The sequence below is a fragment of the Limisphaera ngatamarikiensis genome (assembly GCF_011044775.1).
GTDB lineage: Bacteria > Verrucomicrobiota > Verrucomicrobiia > Limisphaerales > Limisphaeraceae > Limisphaera > Limisphaera ngatamarikiensis.
Genome location: NZ_JAAKYA010000048.1, coordinates 5,015 through 23,750, shown reverse-complemented (window position 1 = coordinate 23,750; position 18,736 = coordinate 5,015). Strand labels below are relative to the sequence as shown.

The 18,736-nt window shown below is 64.2% G+C and carries 13 protein-coding genes and 1 pseudogene; 13 read left to right on the top strand and 1 reads right to left on the bottom strand.

The window, feature by feature from the left end:
- Position 1: 1 nt before the first annotated feature.
- Positions 2-2,182: an alpha-glucan family phosphorylase gene (gene glgP / locus G4L39_RS07020; RefSeq protein WP_165106996.1), complete on the bottom strand. Its 2,181-nt coding sequence runs from the start codon at positions 2,180-2,182 to the stop codon at positions 2-4.
- Positions 2,183-2,387: 205 nt separating this feature from the next.
- Here glgP and G4L39_RS07015 point away from each other — a divergent pair, with 205 nt between their 5' ends.
- The 13 genes and pseudogenes from G4L39_RS07015 to G4L39_RS15045 all read left to right on the top strand — a co-directional run.
- Positions 2,388-3,056, top strand: a complete 669-nt coding sequence (locus tag G4L39_RS07015) for a glutathione S-transferase N-terminal domain-containing protein (RefSeq protein WP_165106995.1) — start codon at positions 2,388-2,390, stop codon at positions 3,054-3,056.
- Entirely contained in the window at positions 3,053-4,366 is a 1,314-nt protein-coding gene (locus G4L39_RS07010) for a PhoH family protein (protein WP_165106993.1), read from the top strand. Before G4L39_RS07015 ends, G4L39_RS07010 begins: the two co-directional genes overlap by 4 nt.
- Positions 4,367-4,452: 86 nt before the next feature.
- Positions 4,453-5,592, top strand: coding sequence for a tRNA dihydrouridine synthase DusB (gene dusB, locus G4L39_RS07005; protein WP_343203314.1), 1,140 nt, complete (start codon positions 4,453-4,455; stop codon positions 5,590-5,592).
- Between the two features lie 1,272 nt (positions 5,593-6,864).
- Complete coding sequence (gene dapA / locus G4L39_RS07000) at positions 6,865-7,803, top strand: 4-hydroxy-tetrahydrodipicolinate synthase (protein ID WP_165106991.1); 939 nt, start codon at positions 6,865-6,867, stop codon at positions 7,801-7,803.
- A gap of 29 nt (positions 7,804-7,832) precedes the next feature.
- Entirely contained in the window at positions 7,833-8,585 is a 753-nt protein-coding gene (gene dapB / locus G4L39_RS06995; protein WP_165106990.1) for a 4-hydroxy-tetrahydrodipicolinate reductase, read from the top strand.
- A 324-nt stretch (positions 8,586-8,909) separates the two neighbouring features.
- The gene (locus G4L39_RS06990; protein ID WP_165106988.1) at positions 8,910-10,184 is read left to right on the top strand and encodes an MFS transporter; all 1,275 of its coding nucleotides are present in this window, start codon (positions 8,910-8,912) and stop codon (positions 10,182-10,184) included.
- Positions 10,185-10,374: 190 nt separating this feature from the next.
- Positions 10,375-11,331: an ABC transporter ATP-binding protein gene (locus tag G4L39_RS06985; protein WP_165107048.1), complete on the top strand. Its 957-nt coding sequence runs from the start codon at positions 10,375-10,377 to the stop codon at positions 11,329-11,331.
- A gap of 75 nt (positions 11,332-11,406) precedes the next feature.
- On the top strand, positions 11,407-12,150 hold the full coding sequence (locus G4L39_RS06980; RefSeq protein ID WP_165106986.1) for an ABC transporter permease: 744 nt from the start codon (positions 11,407-11,409) through the stop codon (positions 12,148-12,150).
- Positions 12,151-12,168: 18 nt separating this feature from the next.
- On the top strand, positions 12,169-14,040 hold the full coding sequence (locus G4L39_RS06975; RefSeq protein ID WP_165106985.1) for a GldG family protein: 1,872 nt from the start codon (positions 12,169-12,171) through the stop codon (positions 14,038-14,040).
- A complete protein-coding gene (locus tag G4L39_RS06970; RefSeq protein ID WP_165106983.1) occupies positions 14,037-15,275 on the top strand; it encodes a DUF4340 domain-containing protein in 1,239 nt (412 codons plus the stop codon). The genes G4L39_RS06975 and G4L39_RS06970 overlap by 4 nt, the downstream gene beginning before the upstream one ends.
- A 279-nt stretch (positions 15,276-15,554) precedes the next feature.
- Positions 15,555-16,400, top strand: coding sequence for an AAA family ATPase (locus tag G4L39_RS06965; protein ID WP_165106981.1), 846 nt, complete (start codon positions 15,555-15,557; stop codon positions 16,398-16,400).
- Positions 16,390-17,523, top strand: coding sequence for a glycine cleavage system aminomethyltransferase GcvT (gene gcvT, locus G4L39_RS06960; RefSeq protein WP_165106980.1), 1,134 nt, complete (start codon positions 16,390-16,392; stop codon positions 17,521-17,523). Before G4L39_RS06965 ends, gcvT begins: the two co-directional genes overlap by 11 nt.
- Positions 17,524-18,495: 972 nt before the next feature.
- Positions 18,496-18,736: pseudogene (locus G4L39_RS15045) on the top strand (serine--tRNA ligase); the annotation flags it as partial.

The following is an 18,736-nucleotide window of genomic DNA, read 5'->3' as shown; positions in this document are numbered from 1 at the left end:
GTCAGGTGCCGGCTTTGGAGGAGGGTTTGGAACCGGCCTGCGGGGCCTGGCGGTAATAGCGTTCGACGTATTCCTTGACCATGCGATCGGTGGTGAACCGGGGCACGGTGGCCATGGAACGCCGGATGCGCTGGATCCACTGGCGCGGGATGCCCTGGGCGTCGCGCTGGTAGAACAGGGGGATGACCTCTTCGGAGAGCACGCGGTAGAGGTTTTCCGCGTCCACGCGGTCCTGTTCTTCGACGGAATCGGGGTGGGCATCCGGGCCGATGGCGAAGCCGTTGGTGCCGTCGTAGGCTTCGCGCCACCAACCGTCCATGATGCTCAGGTTGAGGCAACCGTGGCAGAGGGCTTTCATGCCGCTGGTGCCGCTGGCTTCCAGGGGACGACGCGGGGTGTTGAGCCACACGTCGCAGCCGGAGACCATCTGGCGGGCGACGTGGATGTCGTAATTCTCGATGAAGACCAGGTGCCCCTTCAGTTCGCTGTATTTGCTGAGGTGGATGATGTGCTGGATGAAGCGTTTACCCTCGTCGTCGCGGGGATGGGCCTTGCCGGCGAAGATGAACTGGACCGGACGGGCCTTGTCCCTGGCCAGGCGGACGATGTCGTCGAACCGCTGGAAGATCAGCGGAGCGCGTTTGTAGGTGGCGAACCGGCGGGCGAAGCCGATGGTGAGGGCGTCCGGGTTGAGCAGGTGATCGAAGGTGATGAAATCGCTCTGGGTGACGTGGTGTTGTTGGAGGAGGAGCCGGCGGCGGGTGAACTCGATCAGTTCGCGCCGGAGCTTGTACCGGAGGGCCCAGAGTTCCTCATCCGAGATGAACGAGGGATCCAGGATGCGGTTCCAGAATTCGGGTGAGTTGATATAGGCGTCCCAGTGGTGATGATGTTCGGCCAGTTTGCGCCGCCAGTAGCTGCGCAGCGTGCCTTTCATCCAGCCCATGAGATGGACGCCGTTGGTGATGTGGCCGATGGGGACCTTGTCCACGGGCACGTCCGGATAGAGCGCGTGCCACATGTGGCGGGTGACGCGGCCGTGGAGTTCGCTGACGGCGTTGGCGGCGCGGGACATCTTGAGGGCCAGGACGGTCATGCAGAACGGTTCGTTGGGGTTGTCCGGGTGGACGCGGCCCAGGGCCATGAGTTTGTCAGGGTCCAGGCGCAGCTCCTCCAGGAAGAGGTGCCCCGCATAGCATAGGAGATCCCTGGAGAAACGGTCGTGACCGGCCTCGACCGGCGTGTGGGTGGTGAACACGCATTCCTGGCGGGTTTCCTGAATGGCTTGTTCGAAGGTCCGACCGGCCGCCAGCTTTTCGCGCAGCAGTTCCAGGGTCAGGAAGGCGGAATGCCCCTCGTTCATGTGGAAGACGGAGGGGACGATGCCGAGGGCGCGCAGCATGCGCACGCCGCCCACGCCCAGCAGGATTTCCTGCATGATGCGCACGGAACTGTCGCCCCCGTACACGCGCCGGGTCAGGTCGCTGATGAAGGCTTCGTTCTCGGGGAGGTCCGTGTCCAGGAGGTAAAGGGTGACCCGTCCGACGTTGACGCGCCAGGCCCGCACGCGTGCCAGGGACATGGCGATGCGGACGGTGACGGTGATCGGCTCGCCCTTGGGATCGAGCACCGGTTCGATTGGCAGGTGGCGCGGATTCAGCAGGGAGTAGTACTCGGTTTGCCAGTTGTTGGCGTCGATGGCCTGCTGGAAATAGCCTTCGCGATAGAAGAGGCTGACGCCGACCAGCCCCAGTCCGAGGTCGCTGGCCGACTTGAGGTGGTCGCCCGCCAGGACGCCGAGACCGCCGGCAGCGATGGGCAAACACTCATGCAGGCCAAATTCGGCGCAGAAATAGGCCACCGGCCTGCGGGCGAATTCGGGTGCGTGCTTACCCGCCCAGGTGCTGGCCGGTTTCATGTAGGCGTCGAAAGCCTCCAGGACCTGGCGGACCTGGGCGGCGAAATCCGGATCCTGCAAGCGGACGCGGAGTTCGTAATCCGAAACTTCGCGGAGGATGGCGACCGCATTATGGAAGAGATTTTGCCAGCCGCGGGGTGACAGTTGGGCAAAGACGTCCTGTGCCCCCTGGTCCCAGGTCCACCACAGGTTGTAGGCCAGGCGGTTCAGGCCCTGGACCAGTTCGTTCACAGTTTCCGGTGGCAAAGGTTTCGTGGCGCTCATGATTCGTCAGGCTTCACGCAGCATGCCGCTTTGCAGGCCGCGTCCTGGACGGGCACGGCGGTGGATACCCTAGGGGAGCGGCTCGGCACGGTGCAACTGAAAAAGCGGCCGGTGGGCCGACGCCTTCTCCGGACGCGGCGGTCTTGTGGGACGGGGGTGTCGGGTCTAGAGTGGGGCGCGATTGCGGCCGCAATTGCGCAAGGTCATGATCGAGCTGATTCAGATTCCGTGGAGTCCGTTTTGCCTGGTGCAACGGCGGATTCTTGAGTTTGCCGGGGTGCCGTTCCGGGTGGTGAACATCCCGAGCAATGACCGGTCCCTGGTGTGGCGCCTGACGCGCGGCCGGTATTACCAGGTGCCCGTGATTCGCGACGGAAGGGCGGTGCTGTTCGAGGTGTCGGAGGAGTCCCAAGTGCTGGCGAAGTACCTGGATTTGAAATTGGACCTGGGCCTGTTCCCCCGGGCGTGGGAGGGGCTGCAATCGATCCTGTGGCGCTACATCGAGAGCGAGGTGGAGGGATGCACATTCCGGTTGAACGACATCCACTGGCGGGAGTTCGTGCCGGAGGCTGAGCAGCTGGACTTTCTCCGGTTCAAGGAACGTCGGTTTGGCCGGGGATGCCTGGAACAATGGCGGCGGGAGCGTCGGGAATGGGAACGCCGGCTGGTGGAGCGGCTGATGCCGTTCGAGCAGATGCTGGAACGGCGTCCCTGGCTGCTGGATGAGCGGCCGCGGTTTGTGGATTTTGATTTGTGGGGGATGCTGGCGAATTATCTTTACACGGGCCGGAACCGGTGGCCGGCGCGGTGTCGGCGTTTGCGGGACTGGTACGGCCGGATGGAACAGGTTCGATTGGCCACGTTGCAACCGTGAAGACGTACGTTCTGGACACCAACGTCCTGCTGCACGATCCGCACTCGCTCTTGCAATTTCAGGAGAACCAGGTGGTCATCCCCATCGAGGTGATCGAGGAGATTGACCGGTTCAAACGCGAGCCCAGTGAATTGGGCCAGAACGCCCGCACGGTATCCCGGCTGTTGGACGGGTTGCGCGCCCAGGGTCGGCTGAGCGAAGGGGTCCCCCTGCCCAATGGCGGCCGGTTGCGCGTGATCTGCCCGCGCCGACCTCTCCGCAACGGCAGGAACGGCCGGGCCACCGAGATGTCCGTGGACGACCGGATTCTGGCGTTGTGCCTGCAGTTGAAGAAGGAAAACCCGCGGCAACCGACCATTCTCGTCTCGAAGGACATCAACCTGCGGGTCAAGGCCGACGCGTACGGTCTGGAGGCGGAGGATTACGAGAGCGACCGCGTGTACATCACCGACCTGTACACGGGAATGATCGAATTCACGGTGAGCCCGCAGGAGATCGCACGGTTTCGGGCCAACGGCGAGTTGGAGGTGCCGAAAGGGCAGCCCGTGTATCCGAACGAGTATTGCACACTCATCGACGAGACCAACCCGAAGCGCACGGCCCTGGCGCGGGTGGACGTCAACGGCAGCCGTCTGATCCCGATCCTGGACACGCGCGAGGGGGTCTGGGGCATCAAACCACGGAATCGGGAGCAGCATTTCGCCTTTGATGCGCTGCTGGATGATCGGATCAAGCTGGTGACGCTGATGGGCAAGGCCGGCACGGGCAAGACGCTCCTGGCCATGGCGGCCGGGTTGAAACGGACGGTGTTGGACCGGGAGTTCCGACGGGTGGTCGTGGCGCGACCCACGGTTTCCATGGGACGTGAACTGGGGTTTTTGCCGGGTACGTTGGAGGAGAAACTGGCGCCTTGGATGCAGCCGATCCACGATGCGCTGGAGCTGCTGAGTGACTTGAACATGGGCCAGGACCAGCGGCGCAGCACGGACCTGCTGCGGTCGGGCAGCATCGTGGTCGAGGCCCTCAGCTACATTCGCGGCCGCAGCATTGCCAACCAGTTCATGATCATTGACGAGGCACAGAACCTGACCCCCCTGGAGGTGAAAACCATTGTGACGCGGGTGGGGCCGGGCACGAAGATCGTTTTCACGGGTGACCCGTATCAGATTGACAACCCCTACGTGGACTCTTCGTCCAACGGGTTCAACTACATCGTGAGCCGTTTTCGCGAGCAACCCATCGCCGCCCACATTGAACTGCAGAAGGGTGAGCGGTCCGAGCTGGCGGAGCTTGCGGCCAACCTTCTGTGAATTCACCGCAGCCGGTCGGCGGCCGCCCGGAGTGCAGGCCCTCCGGCCGACTTGAGCCAAACCGGCCCGTGAAGCATGTTGGGCTTGTGCGGATTGGTTCGCTGGAACTGGCTACCAACCTTTGTCTGTCGCCCCTGGCAGGGTATACCAACCTGCCTTTCCGACTGGTTTTGCGGGAGATCGGCGGGTTGGGATTGGCGACGACCGACCTGGTGAACGCGCGGTCGTTGCTCGAAAACCGGCCCAAGGCGCTCAAGCTGGTGGAGACACGGCCGGAAGACCGCCCGTTGGCCGTCCAGTTGTTCGGGGCAAACCCGGATGAGATGGCCGCGGCGGCCCGGAAGGTGGAGGCGCTGGGGGTGTCGTGCATCGACATTAACATGGGCTGTCCCGTGCGCAAAGTGTGCCGCGTGGGCGCCGGCAGCGCCATGATGAGGGATATTGACCATGCAGTGGCGGTGGCGCGGGCCGTGGTGAACGCCGTGCGCATCCCCGTGACGGCCAAGATGCGCCTTGGCTGGGATGCTCAAAACATCACCGCACCGGAGCTGGCCCGGGCGTTGGAGGACGTGGGGGTGGCGGCCGTGTTCGTGCACGGACGGACACGCGAGCAGGGGTTTTCCGGCCGGGTGAGTCTTGAGGGGATTCGGAAAGTGGTGGAGTCGGTACGGACCATTCCCGTGATCGGCAACGGGGACGTCACCACACCGGAGGCGGCCTGGGTGATGCTGCAGCAGACCGGTTGCGCGGGTGTCAGCATCGGGCGCGGCGCCTTTTATGATCCGTGGATCTTCCGGCGCACGTGGGCGTACATCCGTCGGAAGCAATTGGAACTGGTCGGGGCGGATCCGTCCACCCTTCCCGAGGTGCCACCCGAGCCCTCGTTTGAGGAACGGGTGCGGGTGATGCGGCGGCATCTGGATCTGCTGGTGGAGGTGTTTGGAGAGGAAACAGCCTGCAAGATGTTCCGCAAAATTGGGCCCTGGTATGCGCGGCGGTTCGGGCCCAACCATGAGTTCAACCGGCGCATCGTTCATTTGCGGAAGCGCGAGGAGTTCGAAGAGATTCTGGAGGCCTACTGCCGCTGGCGGCAACAGTTCCTGGACGACCAGGGCAACCTCCTGCCCCGCTATCAACCGCCGCCGCTGACGGTGTCCTTTCAAGAAACCGCGGGGGCGGACGCGGAGGCAATCCCCGTCCCATCGGGACCTGTCGAGTACTGGTGAGCCGGACACCTGCACAGCCGAGGGCGGGTGGCGCCCGTCCCACAGCGCGGATTCAGCAGGTGCAAAGGTGTCGGCGGGGGAGGAACCGGGCAGGGGAGCCCCCGCCTCCCGCCGACCCTTTTCAGGCAGTCCAACCCTGCGTGCCTCCATGGCCTTCAACATGGGCCGGTCCCTCGGGCATTCCCAACCTTTCTGCCCCGGCGTTTTCCGATGCAATGCCGATGCGGAAAACCGTTGCGGGGCGATTGGGTTCTGCGTCCATCGCCTTCTGGTGAACGTCATCCGGGCGGAGGGGCATCTCTGTTACGTGGCCCACTGTTGGAGTACTTTGACCGGCCCGGTCGGGGTCGAGGACCCGCGGGTGGCCGCTTGTCCCCGCCAAGCCTGGGCCGGGGAATCCAGCGCAGGCGATCAAGTGGTCGGGGCCCTGTCGCTCGCCCGGCCAGAGCGGCGTTCGGATCCGGGTTGGATCGAGCCGTTTCCGTCCCGAGCCCTTTTCCCGGCCGCCTGCCACGCTCTGACACGCCTCCGCAGGTGCGGTTGGAAGGTTCCCATGCCTGAGCCTCTTCACGGCAGTGCTCCCCGCCCGTGACGATTGGGAGCTTGACTCATCAGCGGTGAGATTGGGGCGAGCCTGGGGGGATAGAGCCTTCGGCAATCGGGTCACCGGAGTCGGGTGCGAGGGCGGGGATCGACATTCTCGGATTGGCGCAGCCCCTGAACGGACCTGATCCAAACCCGTGGCCGCTGTTTCGCAAGAGCCTGCAGCGGGCGAGGGCGCCCGGATGCCCTGACGATCCGGGGAGGCAGAAGGCGGCCGCCATCAGGGCTACGGATTGTGTTCCGTGGAACCGTTGCGTGCGGCGATCATGCGAGATGGGTACCGTCAGACCGACTTTGAGGACGGCGAGATCGAGGTGCAACCGCGTGTTTTGGATGGGGCAAATCGCGGTTGGTGGTGTGGTGTCCCTTGTTCCGTGCCGCGGGATCGTGTCGCCCTTTTCCGATGGTCCGGGGGGCGGGAGGGACTGCATCGCCGAGGTCTTCAGGAAGGCGGGCGTTGGTGACGGTGCAGTTCCCGGGGAAAGCGCGGAGACGCGGAGGTGCGGATGGGATTTTCCGGGAACCGCGGAGACATCGAGGGCACAGAGACGGGACAACAAGGGGACGCGGATCCGGTCACGCAAATGGCGTGGGCGGGTGAGGTCGCGGGGGCGGGGTGGCGGTCTTTGGACTGGCGCAGTGTTGAGGGGCTGGTTCATGCTGGGGGCCATGCGACGGACAACGGATTGGCGGGGCACATACACGGCCCTGGTGACACCCTTTCGGGACGGCAAGATTGATATTGAAGCGCTGAGCCGGCTGATCGAGTTCCAGGTCAGGGCCGGTGTGGACGGTGTGGTTCCCGTGGGGACCACGGGAGAATCAGCCACGTTGGATTACGACGAGCACATCGCCGTGGTGGAGATGACGGTCCAAAAGGTGGCCGGGCGGGTGAAGGTGATGGCCGGAACCGGGGCAAACTCCACACAGGAAGCCATTGAACTGACGCGGCGTGCCGAGGCCGTGGGTGCGGACGCCTCCCTGCAGGTGACGCCGTACTACAACAAGCCCACCCAGGAGGGGCTTTTCCAGCATTTCAAGGCGGTGGCGCAGGCCACGCGATTGCCCATCATTCTCTACAACATTCCGAGCCGATGCGGGGTGGAGATTGCCGTGGAGACGGTGCGGCGTCTGGCGGAGGCCTGTCCCAACATCGTGGGGATCAAGGAGGCCGGCGGCAACCCCGATCGCGTCAGTCAGTTGCGGGCGGCGCTGGGGCGCCGGTTCGTGATTCTGAGCGGGGACGATTCGTTGACGTTGCCGTTCATGGCGGTGGGTGCCGAGGGTGTCATCAGCGTGGCATCGAACGTGATCCCGCGTGAAGTTTCGCGCATGGTACGGGCTTTTCTGGAAGGACGGGTGGCCGAGGCGCAGCGGCTGCATGCGCGGTTTTACCCGCTGTTCAAGGATCTGTTCCTGGAAACGAATCCGATTCCGGTGAAGGCGGCCCTGGCCATGATGGGGATGGTGGCGGAGGAATATCGGCTGCCGCTGGTGCCCATGGCGCCGGCAAACCGGGAACGGCTTGCGGCGACGCTACGGGCCTGTGGGATCCTGCAAGATCGTGCACGGCGTGGCGGGCGTACGTCGGCCCGTACCGCTGCGTAATTCGGGGCGCGGATGGGAGGAAGTCGGTTATGGAGGCGACGGTGCGAATCATTTTGCATGGGGCCCGCGGCCGGATGGGTCGGGCGATTTTGAACGTCGTGGGGCAGCACCCCGGGGTCACGATTGGTGCGGAAGTGGATCAGGGGGACGACCTGGCGGCTGCCTTGGAGCATGGCGACGTTCTTGTGGATTTCAGTGTGCCCGCCGCCACGGAGCGAATGCTGACCTTGTGTGCGGCCCGGGGCGTGCCCGTGGTGTTGGGGACCACGGGGCATGAAGAGGAGGGCCGCCGCAAAATCCGCGAGACCGCCGCGGTCATACCCATTGTGTGGGCGTCGAATTTTTCCACGGGCGTGAACCTGCTGTTTTGGCTGACGGAACGCGCGGCGGAGATTCTGGGTTCAGGGTATGACGTGGAGATTGTGGAGATGCACCACCGGCACAAGCAGGATGCCCCCAGTGGCACGGCCCGGACGTTGGCGGAGATCCTGGCAGCGGTGCGGCGGGCGCAGTGGGATCGGGACATTCGTTACGGTCGGCAGGGGCTGGTGGGGCCGCGCCGACCGGAGGAGATTGGTGTGCATGCGGTGCGCGGGGGTGACGTGGTGGGGGATCACACGGTGATCTTTGCCGCGCCGGGCGAGCGGGTGGAGCTGGTCCACCGCGCTTCGAGCCGTGAGACCTTCGCGCACGGGGCCCTGCGCGCGGCGCGATGGATCAAGGGCCGGCCCGCCGGGCTGTATGACATGAGGGATGTGTTGGGCCTGCGTGTCCGGTCGTGAGGTGGCGCGCCCCGGTGTTTTGGAGCTTCGGACTGGCCGGGAACTCCCGCCCCGGTGAGGTTCACCTTTCCGGAGCAGCCGGTACGAACTTCCTGCATTCAAACCGGAGGATGCGGTTGAGGCGGTTCCGCAGGCGATGGCGCCGGTCCGCTCAGCCGGCCGCGCCCCGGCCCGAAGAAGGTCCGGGTGCCACAAACGGAGAGGGGTGCGTCGTGAGGGTTACGGGTTGGGGGCACTTGACGGCCTGAGGCGGGGCTCTAGATTCCGCGGCATGTTGGGCTTTTCGGCTTTGCCGGGTCGTACCGGGTCCCGGAGGTGGAACGTATGAGGCGTCCCGCTCTGGGTGTCATCTGGCTGACGGTGTTTTTGGACCTGGTCGGGTTTGGCATCGTGGTGCCCCTGGTGCCGTTGTACGGTCGGGAGTGGGGCGCGCACGGGTTTGTGCTGGGCCTGATCATTGCGTCGTTTTCGGCGTTGCAGTTTTTGTGTGCGCCGTTGTGGGGGCGTTGGTCGGATCGGGTGGGTCGGCGTCCGGTTTTGCTGATCAGCACGGCGGGCGCGGCGCTCTCCTATGTGATGTTCGCGGTGGGGAGCCGGGTGTCGGATCCGGCGATCGCGCTCTGGTTGCTGGCGGCCTCGCGTGCGTTTGCCGGTGCGTGTGGGGGCAACATCACGGTGGCGCAGGCGTACATTGCGGACATTACGCCGCCGGAACAGCGTTCGCGGCGGATGGGCCTGATCGGCATGGCCTTCGGGCTGGGGTTCATTTTTGGTCCGGTCCTGGGCGGCTTGAGCCTGAAATGGTGGGGGTTGAGCGGGCCGGGCTGGCTGGCGGCGACGCTGTGCGGTCTGAACTTTTTGCTGGCGTTTGGCATTCTGGGGGAGAGCCGGCGGCCGGGCAGCGTGGCGGTGGAGAGGCGGCCGCACTGGGCGCAGTATGTGCATACGCTGCGGACGCCGCGGGTGGGTCTGTTGGTGATGGTGTTTTTTCTGGCCACGTTCGCTTTCAGTTGTTTTGAGAGCACGCTGCCGCTGGTGGTGAGCGACAATTTTGCCCTGGACCTCACGCATGATGGTCGGGCTGCTGCGACGGTGGTGTATTTGTTTGCGTACTGCGGGGTTTTGGGGGCGTTGTTGCAGGGCACGGCGGTGGGGCGGTTGGTGGCGCGGTTTGGCGAGGTGCGGTTGATCATCGGCAGTTTGGCGTGCACGGCGGGGAGCCTGGCGGTGCTGCCGTTCATCCGGGGGGAAGGGCATTTGTCGTGGTCGGCCCTGTGGGGGGGCCACGGCGCGGGTTGGTGGGCATTGTTGGGGGCGCTGGGGTTGTTGTCGGTGGGTTCGAGTCTGACGCGGCCGCCGTTGTTTGGCCTGCTGTCGAACCTGACGCATGAGGACGAACGCGGTGCCACGTTTGGCGTGGCTCAGAGCCTGGGGAGCCTGGCTCGAATCTTGGGTCCGGTGTTTGCGAACACGACGCTGCATTATCTGCCGCCGCTGCCCTACCTGGTGTGCGCGGTGTTGTTGTTGGGGACGGCGGCGGTTCTGGGCCGCTGCTGGGGTGTGGAGCCGGCCGGGGTGGTTCCGGGTCGGGCCGGTTGAGGGCCGCTGGAGGAAAGTTTGAACGCGGGTGCGGGGCCGGTTGTCAGCTGGGGTGAGATGGGGCGCCGGCCGTGTCGGGGTCGCGGCCGCCCCGGCTTCCGGATGGATTCAAAAGGGATGGACACGGAGGCGGTGCTGCGTTATACGCAGGGATCCGTCCGATCGGTTTCCTGAGGAAGCGAGCATGACGATGATTCGGGTCGAGCAACTGACCAAACATTTTGGGGCCAAACGTGCGGTGGACGGGGTGTCGTTTACCGTGGAACCGGGGGAGGTGCTGGGTTTTCTGGGGCCGAACGGTGCGGGCAAATCCACCACGATGCGCATGATCACGGGGTTCATTCCCCCGACGGCGGGTCGGGTGTGGATTGGCGGGCATGACATGTGGGAGCAGCCCATTGCGGCCAAGCGGTTGATTGGTTACCTGCCGGAGAATGCGCCGGCGTACACGGACATGACCGTGTACGGCTTTCTGAACTTCATAGCGGAGCTGCGGGGGTTGCGGGGTCAGGCCCGGAAACAGGCGGTGCATCGGGTGGTGGAGATGTGTTTTCTGGAGGGGGTTCTTCATCAGAGTGTGGAGACGCTGTCGAAGGGTTACCGTCACCGGACCTGCTTTGCCCAGGCGATTTTGCATGATCCACCGGTTTTGGTCCTGGACGAACCCACCGACGGGCTGGATCCCAACCAGAAGCACGAGGTTCGCACATTGATCCGGCGGATGGGTGAGAAGAAGGCGATCATTTTTTCCACGCATATCTTGGAGGAGGTGGACGCGGCCTGCACACGGGCGATCATCATTGATCGGGGGCGGATCGTGGCCAACGGCACGCCGGCCCAGCTCCGGGCGCGATCCGAACTGGCCGGGGCGGTTACGTTGTGGGTGGGTCGTGTGTCCCGGGAGCAGGTGGTGGATCGGCTTGCGCAGGTGCCGGGGGCCAAACGGGTGAACGTGTTGGAGGAACAGGACGGTCGGATTCGTGTGCGGGTGTATCCCCGCGAACCCGGAATCAACGGGAGCTTCACGCGGGCGGTGGCGGAGGCCGTGCAGGGGTGGGCGGTGGAGGAGCTGAGGGTGGAGGAGGGTCGTTTGGACGAGGTCTTCCGCAGCATCACCATGCCGGACACGGTTCGGGAGGCGGCGTGATGGAGGGAGTGGCGGCCTGACCGACACCGGTGCGGGCAGGGTCCGGCGGGTGGAACGATCAGTGGACCGTGAGGTATGAAGGAATCCTGGAACAACATCTGGGCCATCACCAAGCGTGAGTTGTCGGGGTACTTTGCCTCGCCGGTGGCCTACGTTTACATCGTGATTTTTCTGCTGTTGAGCGGGTTTTTCACCTTCATGGTGGGAGGGTTTTTCGAGCGCGGCGAGGCATCGTTGGCCGCGTTTTTCCTGTGGCATCCGTGGTTTTATCTGTTCCTGGTGCCGGCGGTGGGGATGCGGCTGTGGGCGGAGGAGCGGCGGGTGGGCACGCTGGAGCTGCTGTTGACGCTGCCCATCACGGCCTGGCAGGCCATTGTGGGGAAGTTTCTGGCCTCGTGGTTGTTTTTGGGGCTGGCCCTTGCCCTGACCTTTCCGCTGTGGATCACGGTGAATTATCTGGGCGAGCCGGACAACGGGGTGATCCTGGCGGCGTATTGCGGCAGTTTTCTGATGGCCGGTTCCTATCTGGCGATCACGTGCATGACTTCGGCGCTCACGCGCAATCAGGTGATCAGTTTCATCCTGTCGGTGGTGATCTGTTTGTTTCTGATTCTGGCCGGGTTTCCTCCGGTGACGAATTTGGTGGCGCAGTGGTCGGCGCCGCTGGTGGAGCTGGTGGCGTCGTTCAGTTTCATCACGCATTTTGATGCCTTCCAGAAGGGCGTGCTGGATACGCGGGATATCCTGTATTTCCTGTCGGTGACGGTGTTTGCGTTGTTTACGACCAGTGTGATTCTGCGCAGTTTGCGCGCCGGTTGAGAGGGATTGGATGGGGTCATGAACAAGCGGAGTTGGGAGACCTGGGTGTTTTCGACCGCCGGGGTGGCGGCGATGTTCGTGGTGTTGCTCGGGCTGAATGTGGTGCTGGCCCGGTTCAAGCAACGCGTGGATCTCACCGCTGAAAAGGCCTACACGCTTTCGCCCGGCACACGGGCGGTGTTGTCGCGCCTGGACACGCCGGTGACCGTCCGTTTTTACTGCTCGCGGCTGGAGACCGCCACGCCGGAGACCGTCTTTTTGCGGAATTACGCGCGGCGGGTGGAGGATTTGCTGGAGGAGTTTCGGGAGGCGGCGGCTGGCAAACTGCGCATTGAAAAGCTCGACCCGCAGCCGGACTCCGACGCGGAGGATTCGGCGCGGCTGGACAACATTGAACCCCAGCAACTGGCGACGGGCGACCGTTTCTACTTGGGTCTGGCGGTGAGCCTGTTGGATTCGCGTGTGTCGATTCCGTTTCTGGCACCGACACGGGAACGGTTGCTGGAGTATGACATCGTTCGGGCCATCAGCCGCGTGGTGAAACCGGAGAAACCGGTGGTGGGCATCATGAGTCCCCTGCCGGTGTTCGGCGGGCCCGGGGCGGCTTTTCCGCCGACCCTGGGGCCTCGAAATCAGGAACCGTGGGCGGTGGTGAATGAGTTGCGTGCCGACTTTGACGTGCGCCGGGTGGAAATGACCGCCGAGAAGATTGACGATGACATTCAGGTGCTGGTGGTGATTCATCCGCGGGACATTACGGAAAAGGCCCAGTATGCGATCGACCAGTTCCTGATGCGGGGTGGGAAGCTGGTGGCGTTTTTGGATCCGGTCTCGCTGGCCGACAGCCGGCAGCAGGGGAACCTGCCCTTTTCGGTCCCCGGGGCTCCGTCGAACCTGGAAAAGCTCCTGACCGCGTGGGGGTTGAAGTTCGATACGACCAAGGTGGTGGCCGACCTGAACTTCAAGATGCAGTTGATCGGGCAGCGCAATCAGCTGGTGGAGGCACCTGCATTTCTGAATGTGAGCCGGCTGGGGATGAACCCCGACGATCCGGTGACCAGCGAGTTGGGGCCCGTGTGGCTGCCCTTGTGCGGGGCGTTCAGTGGCGTTCCGGAGGAGGGGCTGAAGCAAACCGTCCTGCTGAAGAGCACGCCGGAATCGCAGCTGGTTGAGGCCTTCATGGCTCATGTCAGCGGCGAAAACATCCTCAGGGAGTTTCGTTCCTCGGGCAAGGAACATGCGCTGGCCATCCGGCTAACCGGGCGGTTCAAGACCGCTTTTCCGAATGGTCCGCCGGGGTCCACCAACGAGGTGGACTTCCTCAAGGAAAGCCAGAAGGAAACGGCGGTGGTGTTGGTGGGGGATTCCGATCTGTTGTTTGACCGGTTTGCCATCCGCGAATTGAACAGTCCGTTTGGGGTTCTTCGGATGCCGGCCAATGCGAATCTTACGTTTTTGCAGAACGTGGTGGAGCAGATGGCCGGGGACGTGGATCTGATTGCGGTGCGGAGCCGTGCGATTCCGAGCCGGCCGTTCACGCGGATTCAAAAGATGCAGGCTGCGGCTCAGGAACGGTACCAGGCCGAGATCAAGAAGCTTGAGGAAAGCCTGGCGGAGACCCAGCGCCGCCTCAACGAACTGCAGCGGCAGAAGGAACCGGGCCAGCGATTCATCCTTTCGCCGGAGCAGCAGGAGGAGATCGCCCGGTTCCGCCAGCAGGAGGCACGGACCCGCGAGGAATTGAAACGGGTGCGCAGGGAATTTCGCAGGGAGATTGACGCCCTGCAGACCCGTGTTCAGTGGACCAACATCCTGGCCATGCCGCTGGTGGTGTCACTGTCCGGCGTGGTGATTGCCATCATTCGGCGCAAACGCACTTCGGCCCGATGAACCGGAAACAGTTCTTGCTGCTGTTGGGTTTGGTGATTGTGTTGGGGGGGGCGGCCTGGTGGCTGTACCGTCAGGAGGGCCGCACCTGGCAACGGACCGGTGTGACGGCGCAGGCGAAGTTGCTGCCCGATCTGCCGGTGAACGAAGTGGCCCACGTCCGCATCCGCCAGGGGACCAACGAGCTGAACCTGGTCAGAAAAGACGGGCTCTGGCGCGTGCAGGAGCGCGGGGGTTACCCGGCCAACTTCCAGCAGATCAGTGATTGGATTGTCAAGGCGTCGGAGTTAAAGGCTGTGCAGGCCGAGGAGGTCGGACCGTCCCAATTGTGGCGGTTGTCGCTTCTGCCGCCCGGGCCGGAGACCAACACGGCCACGTTGGTCGAGTTTCTCGACGGTTCGGGCAGGCGGTTGGGCGGGTTGCTGCTGGGCAAGACGCAGAGCCGTGCGTCTGCCACCGGCCTGGGGGGTGGAACCGAGGATGGGTTTCCGGCCGGCCGATGGGTGATGACCCTTTCGGCCACCAACCGCGCGCTCATGATCTCCGATCCCCTGTACGGCATCGAACCGCGGCCCGAACAATGGATCAGCAAGGAGTTTTTCAAGGTGGAGCGGCCCCGCTTGGTGCGCGTGGAGTTTCCGGACGCGTCCCGGTCCTGGGCCATGCGGAGGGAGAAGGAGACGGATTCGTGGCAGTTGGTGGATGCCCGTCCCGGTGAGACCCTCGACGGTTCCAAGGCCACCAGTGCCACGAGCGGCCTGAGCTGGCCGTCGTTCCTGGACGTGTTGCCGCCCGATACACCGCCGGAGCAGGTGGGCCTGGATCGTCCGGTGAAGGTTTACATCGAAACCTTTGACGACTTCGTTTACGACCTGAGCCTCGGCGAGAAGACCAATCAAAGTTACCATCTGCGGCTGACGGTATCGGCGAACCTCCCGGAACAGCGTACGCCGGCCCCGGACGAGAAGCCCGAAGACAAGGAACGGCTCGACCGGGAATTCAAGGAAAAACGGGACAAGCTGGCTGAGAAACTGGCGCAGGAGAAGAGGTTGGAAGGCTGGATCTACCAGGTGTCAACCTGGACCTTTGACAGCCTGCTCAAACCGCGGGATGAGATGTTGACCCAGCCACCTGCGTCCGCCGGACAAACGGACGCCGCTTCCCAAGGGGGAGAGTCTGATGGTAGTGGGGAACACACCGGGGACGAGTGGACGCGGATTCCGGAACTGGAGGAGTAGTTCCTAATCCGCCCCCGGCCGGCGCCCGTGCCGGGTTATTTCTCCGAGGGCTCTATTGTTGACCGGGCGCGCTTATTGGATCGGGAGTGCCGGGGTGGGGGCGCATTGGTTCGGGGGCCGGGTGGGGGCGGTTCTGCATGGAACCCGGGGATCGACGACCCCCGGACTTCGGTGGGGCGGCTGATGGATGGTCAGGTCCTCTGCGGAGCGTGGTCTGGTTTGTGACCCCGCGGAGAGGTGCCGCTTGAAAGCCGACTGCGCATCCGATACACCGGGAGCGTGGCAACCACGGTCATAGCGGTGGCCAACCAAAAGGGTGGCGTGGGCAAAACCACCACCGCGATCAATCTTTCAGCCTGCCTGGCCAGGTTGGGGCATCGGGTGTTGGTGGTGGATCTGGACCCGCAGGGCAACGCCACCAGCGGCCTCGGACTGGAAAAGGCTCCGGGCGGCAGTGTTTACGAGGCCTTGTTGGGTGCGGCGCCGCTGGAGGAGCGCATCCGACCCACGGCGTTTCCGAACCTGGAGATGATTCCGAGCGAGCTGGACCTTTGCGGGGCCGAGGTGGAACTGGCTCGTGCCGAGCAGAACCTGTCCCGACTCCGCACGGCCCTGGACCCCTTGCGCGGGGCCGACCGGTACCCGTTGATCGTGGTGGATTGCCCGCCCTCGCTGGGCTTGCTGACCATGAACGCGTTTGTGGCCGCGGACGCGGTTCTGGTGCCGTTGCAGTGTGAGTATTATGCCCTCGAGGGCATTTCCACGTTGCAACGGGTCCTGGATCAGGTGCGGACCCATGCATTGAACCCCTACCTCCGACTGTTGGGGATCCTGATGACCATGTATGACGGTCGAACCCGGCTGGCCAACCAGGTGGTGGACGAGGTGCGCCGGTATTTTGGGGACCTGGTCTTCGAAACGATGATTCCGCGGACCACGCGCGTGGCCGAGGCACCCAGCTTCGGCAAGCCGATCCTCGAATACGACCCCTACAGCAGCGCGTCCGCTGCGTACGAACTGCTGGCGCAGGAGGTACAGGGCCGGTTGGAGCGGATCCGGCAGGGCCTGGATCCGGTTGCTGCACCTGCGCCCGCCGCAAACCCTTCGTCCTCTCATGCTTCGTAGAACCGCTTTGTACGAGGAACACCTCCGATTGGGGGCTCGACTGGTCCCGTTTGCAGGTTGGGAACTGCCGTTGCAATTCCGTGGCATTGCCGAGGAACATCGGGCCGTCCGGGAAGCGGTGGGTATTTTTGACATCTCACACATGGGCGAGGTGGTGGTGAGCGGTCCGGCCGCCCTGCAATTTGTGAACTTCGCATTGACCAATGACGCGAGCCGGTTGGGGCCCGGCCAGGGACAGTACACCCTGATGTGCCATTCCGGTGGCGGGATCCTGGACGATTTGTATGTGTTCCGTCTTTCCGAGGAGGTGTTCCTGCTGGTGGTCAACGCGGCTCGAACGGCTTCCGACGTGTCCTGGTTGAAGGAGCAGGCCGGTGCGTTTGGCCCGCCTGATGCCCTCGTGGTGACCGACGCCTCACACAATTACAGCGCGGTGGCGGTGCAGGGACCACGTGCGGCCGAACTGATGGACGCCTGCATCACGGAGCCGGCCCTGTCCGGGACCCGTGTGCCGCGCCCCTCCGCACTCAAAAAGAATCAGGTTGCCGGCTTTCCCTATCAAAAGGAGGGCCTGTTGGTTTCCCGTACCGGGTACACGGGCGAGGACGGCTTTGAGGTCATGGGAATGGATCATGCCATCGTGGCACTGTGGCGGGCGGTGCTTGAACGCGGTGCGTCCCTGGGCGTGCAGCCGTGTGGCCTGGGGGCGCGCGACACTCTGCGGCTGGAGATGGGCTATCCCCTGTACGGCCAGGAGTTGGATGAGACCACGACCCCGTGGGAGGCCGGCCTGGGACGCTTCGTGGCGATGAACAAGGGCGAGTTCATCGGGCGACGGGCCCTGGAAGAACAGATGCGTCAGGGTTGGAAACGCCAGAACGTGGCGTTTCGCATGAGCGGTCGGACGCCGCCGCCCCGAACGGGATATCCCATTTGCGTGGACGGTGCTGTCGTGGGGCGGGTGACGAGCGGAACCCAGAGCCCGAGTCTCGGAATTGGCATAGGTCTCGGTTATGTGCCCACCCCGGCGGCCGCGCCCGGACGGCAGATTGAAATTGAGATCCGCGGCCGGCGACATCCGGCCGAGATCGTGGAAAAACCGATTTACCGCCGGGGTGCATAGGCTCGGACCCGGCGTTTGGCCGACCGGGGCGTGGCATCGCGCACGAACTCCCTCCGAGGTGTGAGTCCTGTCAGGCCGTTCGGCGCTGTTCGCCCCCTGGCCAGGCAAGTGCATGAGAGGACGCCTGAATTCTGGATCCCGGCCTGTTGCCCCTGTGGGGTGGAACCGGATTGCAGTGAGCGGCCCCAATGCAGAAACGGTTCGGAGCAAACGATTCAAGCGGTGCCCACGCGCGTTTGACGTGGCTTGGCGGAGGGACTCGTAGGTTGTTGAACCGGTTGGGCAGGGGGACAGGCTGAGCCCTACGTGCCGCGGGCGTCACTGGTGATGGTCCCGATCTTTCCGAATCGGTTGTTCCGCTGCGGCGCCTCAATGGAGCGATGTGGTGGCGGGGCGGCACGGGGACCTGGCATCACAGCCGTTGGGAGATTGCCCTCGAGGGGGCCGGGCGCGGCCTCAGAAGTTCTGTTCCTTTCGTAGAGCCGCGGGTGGAGGAACTGCCCGGTCCGGCAGATAAAACCCCGGGCGGCCGGGGTGTGGGGGCGGTGGGTCCAGCGCGAGGACCGGGCGGCTTTGGATCGGTTGCCGGGTGAGTTGGAATGGCCTGGTTGGCCGTGGTGGATTGCGTTGGGGCCAGCGCAGTGGGCGTCTTGTAACCGGAGGTTGGCGGGTTGGAAAGGTGACGGATGAAGGGCATGGGCTGTGGGGGTTTGGATTCGTGGCTGGACGGCTGGGATTGTGAGGATGGGGAGCGGCGGCGTGGGTTGTGGGAGCGGTTGAATCCGCGGGTGCGGGGGAAGCGGGCATGGAAGGGGTGGTGGGTGGGGATTTCTGCGGGGCTGGGTGGGTCCGGTTGGTGGCGTATGGGGTGTGGTGTTTGGTCGGAGGTGAGGATGTCTGTATGGGAGGGTTGAAGGTTGCCGGGGTGGGTGGTTCCTTGCCGGGGTGCGGGGTGGTGGACATAATGCGGGCGTGCTGGACATTAAACAGATTCGCGAGGCGACGGAATTTGTGCGGGAACGGCTTGCGACGCGCGGGGCCGGGGACGAGGCGTTGGTGGATCAGGTGCTGGAGCTGGACGAGCGTCGGCGGCGTCTGTTGGCGGAGGTGGAGCGGTTGAAGGCGGAGCGGAACCGTGTTTCCAGGGAGATTGGTCGGTTGATGGCAGAGGGGAGGCGGGAGGAGGCGGAGGCGAGGAAGCAGGAGGTGCGGC

Bases quoted from the DNA above. Each gene is read 5' to 3' on its own strand.
- gcvT (WP_165106980.1), top strand. From the start codon at position 16,390: ATGCTTCGTAGAACCGCTTTGTACGAGGAACACCTCCGATTGGGGGCT.
- glgP (WP_165106996.1), bottom strand. From the start codon at position 2,182: ATGAGCGCCACGAAACCTTTGCCACCGGAAACTGTGAACGAACTGGTC.
- G4L39_RS06980 (WP_165106986.1), top strand. From the start codon at position 11,407: ATGAAGGAATCCTGGAACAACATCTGGGCCATCACCAAGCGTGAGTTG.
- G4L39_RS06970 (WP_165106983.1), top strand. From the start codon at position 14,037: ATGAACCGGAAACAGTTCTTGCTGCTGTTGGGTTTGGTGATTGTGTTG.
- G4L39_RS06985 (WP_165107048.1), top strand. From the start codon at position 10,375: ATGATTCGGGTCGAGCAACTGACCAAACATTTTGGGGCCAAACGTGCG.
- G4L39_RS06990 (WP_165106988.1), top strand. From the start codon at position 8,910: ATGAGGCGTCCCGCTCTGGGTGTCATCTGGCTGACGGTGTTTTTGGAC.
- G4L39_RS07015 (WP_165106995.1), top strand. From the start codon at position 2,388: ATGATCGAGCTGATTCAGATTCCGTGGAGTCCGTTTTGCCTGGTGCAA.
- dapB (WP_165106990.1), top strand. From the start codon at position 7,833: ATGGAGGCGACGGTGCGAATCATTTTGCATGGGGCCCGCGGCCGGATG.
- G4L39_RS06975 (WP_165106985.1), top strand. From the start codon at position 12,169: ATGAACAAGCGGAGTTGGGAGACCTGGGTGTTTTCGACCGCCGGGGTG.
- dapA (WP_165106991.1), top strand. From the start codon at position 6,865: ATGCGACGGACAACGGATTGGCGGGGCACATACACGGCCCTGGTGACA.